Origin of the sequence: Aurantimonas aggregata, assembly GCF_010500835.1 — a bacterium.
In the GTDB taxonomy this organism is placed as follows: Bacteria; Pseudomonadota; Alphaproteobacteria; order Rhizobiales; family Rhizobiaceae; genus Aurantimonas; species Aurantimonas aggregata.
The window spans coordinates 32,618-44,502 of the sequence record NZ_JAAAMJ010000019.1 but is presented as its reverse complement, the minus strand read 5'-3'; the positions used below and the strand labels follow the sequence as shown (position 1 = coordinate 44,502).

General features: G+C 67.9%; 13 protein-coding genes. 8 read left to right on the top strand and 5 right to left on the bottom strand.

All coding sequences use genetic code 11. The annotated features are described in order from the left end of the window. Positions 1-5: 5 nt before the first annotated feature. Together cobS and GTW51_RS18585 are read right to left on the bottom strand one after the other, a co-directional pair. Complete coding sequence (gene cobS, locus GTW51_RS18590) at positions 6-992, bottom strand: cobaltochelatase subunit CobS (RefSeq protein WP_163045562.1); 987 nt, start codon at positions 990-992, stop codon at positions 6-8. A gap of 145 nt (positions 993-1,137) precedes the next feature. Next, positions 1,138-1,758: a J domain-containing protein gene (locus GTW51_RS18585; protein ID WP_163045561.1), complete on the bottom strand. Its 621-nt coding sequence runs from the start codon at positions 1,756-1,758 to the stop codon at positions 1,138-1,140. Between the two features lie 152 nt (positions 1,759-1,910). On the opposite strand from GTW51_RS18585, the gene GTW51_RS18580 reads away from it, so the two are divergent. The 3 genes from GTW51_RS18580 to GTW51_RS18570 all read left to right on the top strand — a co-directional run bounded on the left by GTW51_RS18580 (position 1,911) and on the right by GTW51_RS18570 (position 4,398). Further along, positions 1,911-2,213, top strand: a complete 303-nt coding sequence (locus GTW51_RS18580) for a BolA family protein (protein ID WP_163045560.1) — start codon at positions 1,911-1,913, stop codon at positions 2,211-2,213. A gap of 123 nt (positions 2,214-2,336) precedes the next feature. Then, positions 2,337-2,609: a helix-turn-helix domain-containing protein gene (locus GTW51_RS18575; RefSeq protein ID WP_163045559.1), complete on the top strand. Its 273-nt coding sequence runs from the start codon at positions 2,337-2,339 to the stop codon at positions 2,607-2,609. A 91-nt stretch (positions 2,610-2,700) separates the two neighbouring features. Next, entirely contained in the window at positions 2,701-4,398 is a 1,698-nt protein-coding gene (locus GTW51_RS18570; protein ID WP_163045558.1) for a SulP family inorganic anion transporter, read from the top strand. A gap of 24 nt (positions 4,399-4,422) precedes the next feature. Here GTW51_RS18570 and GTW51_RS18565 read toward each other — a convergent pair whose 3' ends face one another. Genes GTW51_RS18565 through GTW51_RS18555 form a run of 3 tightly spaced genes read right to left on the bottom strand, consistent with a single transcriptional unit; the run spans position 4,423 to position 7,678 of the window. Next, complete coding sequence (locus GTW51_RS18565) at positions 4,423-5,949, bottom strand: HlyC/CorC family transporter (protein WP_163045557.1); 1,527 nt, start codon at positions 5,947-5,949, stop codon at positions 4,423-4,425. Then, positions 5,946-7,100: a 3-dehydroquinate synthase gene (gene aroB / locus GTW51_RS18560; protein ID WP_163045556.1), complete on the bottom strand. Its 1,155-nt coding sequence runs from the start codon at positions 7,098-7,100 to the stop codon at positions 5,946-5,948. Before aroB ends, GTW51_RS18565 begins: the two co-directional genes overlap by 4 nt. Next, positions 7,097-7,678: a shikimate kinase gene (locus tag GTW51_RS18555; protein WP_163045555.1), complete on the bottom strand. Its 582-nt coding sequence runs from the start codon at positions 7,676-7,678 to the stop codon at positions 7,097-7,099. The genes aroB and GTW51_RS18555 overlap by 4 nt, the downstream gene beginning before the upstream one ends. Positions 7,679-7,843: 165 nt before the next feature. Between GTW51_RS18555 and GTW51_RS18550 the strand changes: the two genes are divergently transcribed. The 5 genes from GTW51_RS18550 (at position 7,844) to GTW51_RS18530 (ending at position 11,807) form a co-directional block, all read left to right on the top strand. Continuing rightward, positions 7,844-8,020, top strand: coding sequence for a histidine kinase (locus tag GTW51_RS18550; protein WP_163045554.1), 177 nt, complete (start codon positions 7,844-7,846; stop codon positions 8,018-8,020). Continuing rightward, positions 8,017-8,976, top strand: coding sequence for a site-specific tyrosine recombinase XerD (locus GTW51_RS18545; RefSeq protein WP_343034060.1), 960 nt, complete (start codon positions 8,017-8,019; stop codon positions 8,974-8,976). Before GTW51_RS18550 ends, GTW51_RS18545 begins: the two co-directional genes overlap by 4 nt. A 181-nt stretch (positions 8,977-9,157) precedes the next feature. Next, entirely contained in the window at positions 9,158-10,111 is a 954-nt protein-coding gene (locus GTW51_RS18540) for an acetyl-CoA carboxylase carboxyltransferase subunit alpha (protein ID WP_163045553.1), read from the top strand. Between the two features lie 271 nt (positions 10,112-10,382). Next, entirely contained in the window at positions 10,383-11,402 is a 1,020-nt protein-coding gene (locus GTW51_RS24550) for a L,D-transpeptidase family protein (RefSeq protein ID WP_163045552.1), read from the top strand. Positions 11,403-11,525: 123 nt separating this feature from the next. Further along, a complete protein-coding gene (locus tag GTW51_RS18530) occupies positions 11,526-11,807 on the top strand; it encodes an ArsC/Spx/MgsR family protein (protein WP_163045551.1) in 282 nt (93 codons plus the stop codon). The last annotated feature ends 78 nt before the right edge of the window (positions 11,808-11,885 follow it).

The window sequence follows — 11,885 nt, the reverse complement described above, 5'->3', positions numbered from 1 at the left end:
TCGGTTCAGTCCAGAACGAGGTTCGCCGCCGATTCCGGCAGCTCCTCGCCAAGCGCGCGCTGGTAGAACTCCGCGACCAGCGGGCGTTCGAGGTCGTCGCACTTGTTGAGGAAGGTGAGGCGGAAGGCCATGCCGAGATCGCCGAAGATCTCGGCATTCTCCGCCCAGGTGATGACGGTGCGCGGGCTCATGACGGTCGAGAGGTCGCCGTTGACGAAGGCCGAGCGGGTGAGGTCGGCGACGCGGACCATCTTGGAGATGGTCTGGCGGCCTTCCTTGGTGTCGTAGCTGCGCGCCTTGGCGGCGACGATCGAGACCTCGGTGTCGTGCGGCAGATAGTTCAGCACGGTGACGATCGACCAGCGATCCATCTGCGCCTGGTTGATCTGTTGGGTGCCGTGATAGAGGCCGGTCGTATCGCCGAGGCCGACGGTGTTGGCCGTCGCGAAGAGCCGGAAGGCCGGATGCGGGCGCACCACGCGGCTCTGGTCGAGCAGGGTCAGGCGGCCGGAGGATTCCAGCACGCGCTGGATGACGAACATCACGTCGGGCCGGCCCGCATCGTATTCGTCGAAGACGAGGGCGACGTTGCGCTGGTAGGCCCAGGGCAGGATGCCATCGCGGAATTCGGTGACCTGCATGCCGTCGCGCACGACGATCGCGTCCTTGCCGACGAGATCGATGCGGCTGACATGGCTGTCGAGATTGATGCGCACGCACGGCCAGTTGAGGCGCGCCGCGACCTGCTCGATATGGGTCGACTTGCCGGTGCCGTGATAGCCCGAGACCATGACGCGCCGGTTCTTGGCGAAGCCGGCGAGGATCGCCAGCGTCGTCGGCTTGTCGAAGATGTAGTCGGGGTCCAGCTCGGGAACGTGCGGGTCGGCCTCCGAAAAGGCCGGGACGGTCAGGTCGCTATCGAAACCGAAGGTTTCGCGGACGGAGATCGTGGCATCCGGGAGGGGGGCCACTTCCAGTTCCGCTGCACTCATCATACCTCCAGAGGCCCGGTGCCCGTCGGGGCCGGCCGGACCATGTCCATTCTCTGATGTTGCCCGTCCTCGAACGAGAGCGGGGTCGCCTGGTCGCGTCGCGGCCCGCCGCGATCAGGCCGAGCCCGAAGCGGTCAGTCAACGGTTAGCAAAAACCGGACTGCTTCAAAAGCTTGTAGGCCTGGATCACTTCGCGCAGCTTGTCCTCGGTGCTGCGGTCGCCGCCATTGGCGTCGGGGTGCAGCTGCTTGACGAGGTTCTTATAGCGCCCGCGTATGGCTTCGCCAGTCGCGTCGCGCTCGAGGTCGAGCGTTTCGAGCGCCTTCACTTCCAGGGAGCGCAGCTTCGGGCGGCGCGCTGCGGTCTTGCGGGCGGCCGCCGCCTCGGCGCCGAACAGGCCGAACGGATCGCGGGCGCGGCCGTTCCAGCGTCGCGTGCGGGCGGCCGTCGCGGCACGGGCGGCGTCGCCCGCCGTGCCATTATGCCCCATCGTCCAGGTCGGCCGGTCGCCGGTCAGGCTGTCCTTCAGGTGACGCTGGATGTCCTTGTCGTTCAGTCCGGAGAAATAATTGTACGACTTGTTGTACTGCCGGACGTGGTCGACGCAGAAATTCAGGTACTGGCCCTCGTGATCCCGCCCCATCGGAGCCTTGTAGATACCTGCCTGGTCGCAGCCTTCCCACGCGCATTCGGGCGCGCGCGGAGGCTCGGCTGAGCGTTTGCCTTTGACGCGGATCGCGTCGAAATATTTGGAGTCGAGTTTCATCACCGGCGATTATGGTGCTGCAGCATCGGTCGAACAAGAATTGACAGATCGGAAAAAGCCCGAAATTCAAGGGCTCCGGCTGTTTCGCGCAAGCTTCGTCGCGGCGGGCAGGGCGCTACAGGCCGGAATGGCAGGACAAGGAGCGGCATTCGATGAGTACCCGGGCAACGATCGAGGCAAAACTCACCGAGGCTTTTGCCCCCGAGACACTGGCGGTGATTGACGAAAGCCATCTCCACGCCGGCCACCACCACGGCGAGAGCGACCACCACGCCGCCTTCGACGGTTCGGGCGAGACGCATTTCCGCGTGCGGCTGGTCAGCGACGCGTTTGCCGGCAAAAGCCGGATCGAACGCCACCGGGCGATCAACCAGGTTCTGCGGGACGAATTGGCGGCCGGCGTCCATGCGCTGGCGATCGAGGCGGCGGCGCCGGGCGAGCCGACACGGCGGTAGCCCACGGTCCCGCGTGCGCCCTGCGTCGCGCGGCTTATCACATATGAAACGTGATGGATGATGTTCTGTGCATCACTATCGACGTGTGGTAGCTTAGTCGGATCGTAACCGACAGGCTTGCCGATGATCACCTCCGCACAGATGCGTGCCGGCCGGGCGCTGCTCGGTCTCGACCAGCGCCAACTGGCGGCGCTGTCCGGCGTGTCGCTGCCGACGATCCAGCGGATGGAGGCGAGCGAGGGGACCGTGCGCGGCGTCGTCGACACGCTGGAGAAGGTGGTCGCGGCCTTCGATGCCGCCGGCGTCGAGCTGTTGTCCGAGCATGTGCCGAGCCGCGGCAGCGGGCGCGGCGTTCGGCTGAAGCAGGCCGCCACTCCCGAAGCGGGGCTCGTCTGACGCCATGGCCACCATACCCACCACGCCGAGCCAGGTGAACGACAGAGGCGAGACATCGCCGAGGCCCGCTGCCGCGCCGCCGATCAGCACAATGGAAATGTTCACGCCGAAGATCGTGACCACGCTCCGCGAGGGCTACGACCTGTCGGCGTTCAAGGCCGACGCCGTGGCAGGCCTCACCGTGGCGATCGTCGCGCTGCCGCTTTCGATGGCCATCGCCATCGCGTCCGGCGTGTCGCCGGACCGGGGGCTGACCACGGCCATCGTCGGCGGCTTTCTGGTGTCGCTGTTCGGCGGCAGTCGCTTCCAGATCGGCGGGCCGGCGGGCGCCTTCATCCTGCTCGTCGCCGCGACCGTCGCCGCGCACGGGATCGAGGGGCTGATCGTCGCGACGTTCCTCTCGGGGCTGATGCTGGCGGCGCTCGGCGCCCTGCGGCTCGGCACGTTCATCAAGTACATTCCCTATCCGGTGACCGTCGGCTTCACCGCCGGCATCGCCGTCGTCATCGCCGCGACGCAGCTGAAGGAGTTCTTCGGCCTGACGCTGGCCGGCGCGGAGCCGGGCGAACTGGTGGAGAAGCTCGGCGCGCTGGCCGCTGCCGCGCCGACGCTCGATCCGTCGACGCTGGCCATCGCCTTCACGACGCTGGCGCTGATCGTCCTGGTGCGCCATTTCCGGCCGCACTGGCCGTCGCTGCTGATCGCCGTCGCCGCCGGCTCGATCGCGGCGACGGTTGCGGGGCTCGACATCGCCACGATCGGCAGCCGCTTCGGCGGCATTCCGTCGTCGCTGCCGATGCCGCATCTGCCGGTCTTCTCCTGGGACCTCGTCGTCGCGGTGCTGCCAGCCGCCGTCTCCTTCGCGCTGCTCGGCGCCATCGAGAGCCTGCTGTCGGCGGTCGTCGCCGATTCGATGAGCGGCCGGCGCCATCGCTCGAACTGCGAGCTGGTGGCGCAGGGCATCGCCAATGTCGGAGCGTCGCTGTTCGGCGGCTTCTGCGTCACCGGCACCATCGCGCGCACCGCGACGAACGTCCGCGCCGGCGGCCGCAGCCCGGTCGCCGGCATGCTGCACGCGGTGTTCCTCTTGGTCTTCGTGCTCGTGGCGGCGCCGCTGGCGGCCTATGTGCCGCTCGCCGCGCTGGCAGCGGTGCTCCTGTTCGTCGCCTGGAACATGGCGGAGCGGCACGAAGTGTTCAGCCTCCTGCGCAGCTCGCGCGGCGACGCGGTGGTGCTGACCACCACCTTCCTGCTGGTGATCTTCCGCGACCTGACGACCGGGATCGTCGTCGGCTTCTCGCTCGGCGCACTGCTGTTCCTGCATCGCATGGCCGGGGCGGTGACGGTCGAGGGCGCACATGCGCCGCTGGTCGAGGCCGACCGCGCCGACGGCGATCGCGATCTGGGCGAAAGGCCGTTCGACGAGACGCTGGTCCGCGACCCGGACATCTTCGTCTGCCGGATCTCCGGGGCGTTCTTCTTCGCGGCGGCCGGCAGCGTCGGCGCGGTGCTCGACCGGATCGCCGAGCGGCCGCGGGCTTTCGTGCTCGATGTCGCGGAAGTGCCGTTGCTCGACAGTTCGGCCGCGGCGACCATCGTCGCCTTCGCCCGCAAGGCACGGCGCGACGGGGCCCTGCTGCTGATCGCCGGGGCAAGCGAGGCGGCCCAGCGCCTGCTCGACGTTCAACAGGGAAAGAGCGCGCCGCCGCTGCGCTTCACCGCGACGGTGGCGGAGGCGGTTGCCGCGGCGCGGGCGGAGCTGGACGCGGCGCCGGCGTCTCAGGCCTAACGCGCCGCGCCGGCCGCGCTCGGCTCAGTCGGGCTTTCGCTCGTCGGATGGCGTCTCGTCCCAGACGGGAGACGCGGTGTCATCGACGCGGTCTGGCTCCTCGTCGCGGTCGGCCCGGTCGTCGGCTTCGTCCCAGCCCGAAGCCGTGGCCGCCGCTTCTTCGGTCTCGTTCATCTCGACCAGATCGTCGTAGCCCTCGTCGTAGAAATCGCCGTCGGTGGCTTCCGACACCGCGACCGCGCCGGCGCCCGGCGACTGGGTCCCGAGCTTCTTGGGCGGCACGAGGATGGTGGCGGGGCGGATGCGCAGCTTGGCGATGCGGTTCTTCTCGCGCTTGAGCACGGTGAAGCGCTTCTGGAAGAAGGTGAAGGCCTGGCGCTCCTCCGGGATCGTCTGGGTCTCGTGGATCACGAGGCCGGCGATGGTCACCGCCTCGTCGTCCGGCAGGTTCCAGTCGAGGGCGCGGTTGAGATCGCGGATCGGGACCTGGCCGTCGACCACGACCGAGCCGTCGGCCTCGGTGGTGACGCCCTGCATGTCGAGATCGTGCTCGTCGGCGATGTTGCCGACGATCTCTTCCAGGATGTCCTCGAGCGTGATCAGGCCTTCGACCTCGCCGTATTCGTCGACGACGATGGCGAAATGGCCCTTGCGGCGCAGGAAGGCGTTGAGCTGGTCCTGCAGCGTGGTGGTCTCCGGCACGAACCACGGCGGATTGCAGATCTTAAGGATGTTGATCCTCGAGGGATCGTTGTCGACCTCGTGCAGGGCGCGCAGGAGGTCCTTGGCATGCACGACGCCGACGATGTTGTCGTAGTCGTTCCGCCAGATCGGCATGCGCGTATAGGGACTTTCGAGGATCTGGCGGACGACGTCCGCCGGGTCGTCGTCGCCGTTGACCTGCCGCATCGAGGTGCGGTGGACCATGACGTCCGAGACTTCCAGCTCGTGCAGGTCGAGCAGGCCGCCCAGCCGGTTGCGGTCGGCATTGACCAGCGAGCCCTCGCGATGCAGCACCTCGACCGCGCCGCGCAGCTCCTCGTGCGCCGTCAGCAGCGAGGCGCCGGATTCGAGGCTGACGCCGAACATCGCCAGGATGCGCCGGACGATCCAGTTGATCACCCCGGTGAGCGGCCCGAACAGCGTGACGATGATGCTGACCGGGCGGGCGATGGCCAGCGCGAAGGCGTCGGGCCGGGCAATGGCCGCCGATTTCGGCAGGACCTCGCCGAAGATCACGACGATGATCGTCATCGCGATGGTGGCGTAGATGACGCCGGACTGGCCGAACAGGCCGAGAAAGGCGGTGGTCGCCAGCGACGAGGCGAGGATGTTGACGAGGTTGTTGCCGATCAGCAGCGCCCCGATCAGCCGGTCCTTCTTCTCGATCAGCGTCTGGACGAGCGTCGCGCGGGCGTCGCCGTTCTTGGCGTGGCTCATCAGTCGGGCGCGCGAGGCCGCCGTCAGCGCCGTCTCCGAGCCCGAGAAGAAGCCGGAGATGCAGACCAGAACCACGACGATGGCGAGCATGATCCAGAGCGTGGCGGTCATCGGTCAAGTTCCCTGGCAAGAAAGGCTTCGACGGCGGCGGGATCGACGTCATTGGCGACGAAGGCCCGACCGATGCCGCGCGTCAGGATGAAGGTGAGGCGGCCCTTCTCGACCTTCTTGTCCTGGGCGATGCCGCGCATCAGTTCCTCCACGGTCAGCGGCGCGTCGGGAATGGCGCCGATCCGCACCGGCAGGCCGGCCGCGGCAAGATGGGCGGCGACACGGTCGGCGTCCTCCGGCGGACAGAAGCCGAGTTCGGCCGAAAAGCGGTGGGCGAGGACCATGCCGATGGCGACGCCCTCGCCATGGACGAGCCGCGCCGCGTCGTAGCCGACGGCGGCTTCCAGCGCGTGGCCGAACGTGTGGCCGAGATTGAGCAGCGCGCGGCTGCCATGCTCCTCCTCGTCGGCGGCGACGACGGCGGCCTTGGCCTCGCAGCTGACGCGGATCGCCTCGCCGCGCGCGGCGCCACCGCCGAAGACGCCGCCAAGGTCGGCTTCCAGCATGTCGAAGAACGCCGGCCGGTCGATCAGGCCGTATTTGACCATCTCGGCATAGCCGGCCGCGAACTCGCGCGGGCTCAGCGTGTCGAGCAGTGCCGTATCGGCGAGGACGAGCGAAGGCTGGTGGAAGGCGCCGACGAGGTTCTTGCCGCGCGGCGAGTTGATGCCGGTCTTGCCGCCGACGGAGGAATCGACCTGGGCGAGCAGCGTCGTCGGTACCTGCACGAAGCGCATGCCGCGCCGCACGATGGCGCTGGCAAAGCCGGCGAGGTCGCCGATCACGCCGCCGCCGAGCGCGATCACCGCGTCGCCCCGCTCCAGCCGGGCGGCGAGGATCGCGTCGACCACATGGGCGAGCTGCTCGAAGGACTTGGTCTTCTCGCCGGCGGGCAGGACGATCTCGACATGCTCGATGCCGGCGGCGCGGAGCGCGACCGACAGGCGCGTCAGATAGAGCCGGCCCACCGTCTCGTCGGTGACGATGGCGGCGCGGATGCCGGGAAGCCGGGCGACGATCTCCGCGCCGGCCGCGTCGATCAGGCCCGGGCCGATCAGGATGTCATAGGAGCGCGCGCCGAGATCGACGACGACTCGGCGACGCGGGGCCGTGCCCTGGGGCTCGGCGCCGAAGGCTGCCTCTCGTTTCATCGCGCGACTTCCTTCTCGAGATAATGGTGCAGGGCCTCGACGATCTCGGCAGCGATCACCTCCCGCTTGACGTTGCGGGTGCACACGGTGATGTCGGCCTTAGCATAGACGGGATAGCGGACGTCCATCAGGTTGCGCATCACGGCTTCGGGATCCGGCGCCTGCAGCAGCGGACGGCCGGGCCGCTTGCCGACACGCTCCATCAGCGTCTCGAGGTCGGCCTTCAGCCAGACCGTCACGGTCTTTTCGGCCAGCACAGCGCGGGTATCCTCCCGCATGAAGGCGCCGCCGCCGGTGGCGAGGACCTGCGGGCCCTCCGCCGCGAGCCGGGCGATGACACGCGCTTCCAGGGCGCGAAATTCCGGCTCGCCATAGGCCTCGAACAGCTCCGGCACGCTCATCCGGGAGACGGTCTCGATCTCCGCGTCGCTGTCGCGGAATGGCACGGACAGATAGTTCGCGAGCTTGCGGCCAACCGTGGTCTTGCCGGCACCCATCAGCCCGATCAGCGTCACCGAACGGTTCTCGAGAAGGGGAAGGACTGCCGTCGCCGCGTCCGTAGGCTGTTGCCTGCTCATCGTGCCTTTCGCCGCATCCGCACACCGGGCGAGCGCGGGGTTTGCCGCCCACGTCGCCGCTCCTCCGCCCCGACGATGACGTCGGCCCGCTTGCGTTGCCGCTCATTCCCACTAGAAGCGACAGGTCATACGGGACATCATCCAGAGCGAGTGCGCCAGACCGCGATGCCGACCCTCGTCCGCCTCCTGACGACGCTTCTGATCGTTGCCGGCATCATCTACGGCATCATGGCGGCGCTCGTCTACTTCGTCGAGCCGACGCGCCGGGAGATGATCGTCGACGTGCCGCTGCCGCAGACGAAGCCTGCGCCCGTACCCGAAACCGGGGAACTGCGGCCGTGAGCACCGCAGCGGCGGTCGCGGGGCGGGACGCTGCCGACATCGAATCGTTTCTCGAGATGATGGCCGTCGAGCGCGGCGCGGCGGAGAACACCGTCGCCGCCTATCGCCGCGATCTCGAGGACGTCGCCGGCTTCCTGTCCGGGAAGGGCGGGACGCTGCACGATGCCTCCACCGATGCGCTGCGGGCCTACGTGGCGCGCATGGCGGCCCGCGGCTTTGCCGAGTCGAGCCGCTCACGCCGGCTGTCGGCATTGCGGCAGTTCTATCGCTTCCTCTTCACCGAGGGCGGACGCCGGGACGATCCGACCGGGCCGATCGAGGGCGCGCGCAAGAAGCGGCCGCTGCCGAAGATCATGAGCGAGGACGAGGTCGACGCGCTGCTCGACCTCGCTGCCGCCGACGCCGCCGATCCGGCGCTCGCGCCGGGCAAGGCCGTCCGGGCGGCGCGGCTGCATGCGCTGGTCGAGCTCCTCTACGCCACCGGAATGCGGGTCTCCGAACTCGTCAGCCTGCCGCGCTCGGTGCTGCGCTCGAAGAACCGGATGATCGTCGTGCGCGGCAAGGGCGACAAGGAACGCATGGTGCCGGTGGGCGAGGCCGCGCGAGAAGCGCTGCAGGGTCTCGCCGAGGCGATGCGTGTCGCCAACGTTGGCGATGGGCCCTGGCTGTTTCCGGCATTGTCGGAGAGCGGCCACCTGACCCGCCAGGCCTTCGCGCGCGATCTCAAGGCGCTGGCCGCGCGGGTGGGCATTCCGGCGGCACGAATCTCGCCGCATGTGCTGCGCCACGCCTTCGCCAGCCACCTGCTCAAGCACGGCGCCGATCTCCGCTCGGTGCAGGAACTGCTCGGCCATGCCGACATCTCGACGACACAGATCTATACCCATGTGCTCGAGGAGCGGCTGATTCGCCTCGTCACCGACCATCACCCGTTGTCGGCGGAAAGTCGCGATTGACGCCAAGCCCCAAGGGTTTTCTTGACAAGGCTGCGCCCGGCCGCCAGTTTCCGCCGCGAAGCAGATCTCCAAGCAGAGTGCCAGGCAAGCGCGGCCCACAGGGCCGGACAGGCCGGCTGTGCGAACCGGCCGGCCGCCGCCTCGGTCGACAATCCAAAGGACGGCCAAAGCCGCGTATCTGATGCACAATTATCTGGATTTCGAGAAGCCTGTCGCCGATCTGGAAGGCCAGATCCTCGAGCTGAAGAAGATCGAGTCGAGCGAAGACGCGGTCGACGTAACCGAGGAGATCGAGCGGCTGGAGAGGCGCTCGCGGGACGCGCTGGCCGACCTCTACCGCAAGCTGACGCCCTGGCAGAAGACGCAGGTCGCGCGCCACGCCGACCGGCCGCATTGCCTCGACTACCTGCAGCGGCTGATCACCGATTTCGTGCCGCTGGCGGGTGACCGGTTCTTCGCCGAGGATTACGCCATCATCGCCGGCTTCGGCCGCTTCGACGGCCGGTCGGTCGCCGTGATCGGGCAGGAGAAGGGCAGCGACACGCAGACCCGCCTGAAGCACAATTTCGGCATGGCGCGACCGGAGGGCTACCGCAAGGCGGTGCGGATCATGGAACTCGCCGAGCGGTTCGACATCCCGGTGCTGACGCTGGTCGACACGGCCGGCGCCTATCCGGGGATCGGCGCGGAAGAACGGGGCCAGGCCGAGGCGATCGCCCGTTCCACCGAGGCCTGCCTCAATCTCAAGGTGCCGATGGTCTCCGTGATCATCGGCGAGGGGGGCTCGGGCGGCGCCATCGCCATCGCGACGGCGAACAAGGTGCTGATGCTCGAGCACGCGATCTATTCGGTGATCTCGCCGGAAGCCGGCGCCTCGATTCTCTGGCGCGACTCGACGCGGGCGCGCGACGTCGCCCAGGCGATGAAGATCACCGCCCAGGACCTGAAGGAATTCGGGGTCATCGACGAGATCGTGCCGGAGCCGCTGGGCGGCGCGCACCGCGCCTCCGACGACGCGGTCGACACGGCGGCGGACCATGTTCGCAAAGCCTTTGCGGAGCTTTCGGCGCTCGATGGTGAGTCCCTGCGGCGACATCGGCGGGAAAAGTTCCTCGCCATCGGACGTAATCTGTGAGCCTGTTGCCCTCAGGCCACTGACTTCCCTTCCGGCATTTGCCAGAATGAAGCCATGCTCGCCGTTCGGGAGAATGGGGTCCTGACCTGCCAGGCGAGGAATTGGCTTAACGGCTTCTTAATCCGGCAGTACCAATGTCGAGGGAAGTCGCGATGGGGACTTCGGCCTGGCCGAAGTGTCGCCATCGCAAGGATCCGGATCGTGCGGGGTGTGCACCGGATCGAGAGGGACGGCGTCGGTTGGATGCCGTGTGCGATAGGGGACTGAGGGGATGTTTATCCGACGCCTCGTGACGGCGGCCGCGCTTGCGGCCAGCATGTTTGCGCTGTCCGCCTGCCAGTACGAGGACCTCGTGCCGGCCAATGCGCCGCTGCCTGCCGATCTCGTCCGGGCGATCAAGGCGCAGGGAATGGGGGTCCATTCGCCCGTTCTCGTCCGGCTCTACAAGGAAGAGTCGGAACTCGAGATCTGGAAGCAGAAGACCGACGGCAGCTACGCGCTCCTGAAGACCTACGAGATCTGCGCCTGGTCGGGAAAGCTCGGGCCGAAGAAGAAGGAAGGCGACCGTCAGGCGCCCGAGGGCTTCTACACGGTGACGCCGGCGCAGCTGAACCCGAATTCGAACTACCATCTCGCCATCAACATGGGCTACCCGAACGCCTATGACCGGGCCAATGCCCGCACAGGCAGCCATCTGATGATCCACGGCTCGTGCAACTCGTCCGGCTGCTACGCCATGGACGACGTGCAGGTGCAGGAGATCTACACGCTCGCCCGCGATTCCTTCGAAGGCGGCCAGCGGGCGTTCCAGATCCAGGCCTATCCGTTCCGGATGACGCCGAAGAACCTCGCCCGTCACCGCAAGTCCGAGCACTACGCGTTCTGGAAGATGCTCAAGATGGGCTCGGATCATTTCGAGATCACCAAGCGTCCGCCGAATGTCGGCGTCTGCGAGAGCCGCTACATTTTTGACCAGAGCGCCGCGACCGTCGCCGGCCTGACGCCGAACGGGCCGTGCCCGGTCTTCCAGACGCCGGCCGAGATCGCCGCCAAGGTCGCCGCCGACGCGGCCCAGGAAGAACAGATCGCCGCGCGGCTGAAGCCCAGCGAATTCGCGGTGACGTCGAGCTTCACCTATCGCACCGGCGACCCGATCACCGCGGACGCCTATGCGCAGGAGCAGAACCGCCGCAAGGGCTACGACCGCGACGGCAACCGCATCGGCGGCAGACGCGCCGGCGCGTCGTCTTCGGAAAGCGGCGGGTCAATCTTCTCGAGCTTCCTGAACTGAGCTTAGCGGCGAGGATGGCTGTGGCCATCCTCGCCGGATCAGTCCTGTGGTCCGCGCCTGTCAGGGCGGAACGTTTCGGCCACGAGCCGGCCAGGCGTTCGTCTCGAGCAAGGGAACGCCGCAATGTCCCAGACGACCTATCAGCCTGAAGCCGCGTCGCATGGCGACCACCCCGCCGGGAATGCGCTCGCCATCGGGGACTATCTGTCGGCCCCGCCGAGCCGGGAGGCGCTGGCGGAGATCCTGCGCATGATGGGCACACGGCCGCGGGACATGCTGCGCCGTGAGGGAACGCCCTATGTGGAGCTCGGACTCGACGATCCGGCCCTCAGCGACGAGGAACTGCTGGAGGCGATGATCGCCAATCCCGTCCTGATCGCTGCCCCGGCCGGCCTCGCAGCCTGAACCGCAGGTTCTTCGGACAGCTTCACCGAGACCGTGCCACCGGCTGCTCGAAACCTGCCGACACACCGATCAGGCGTG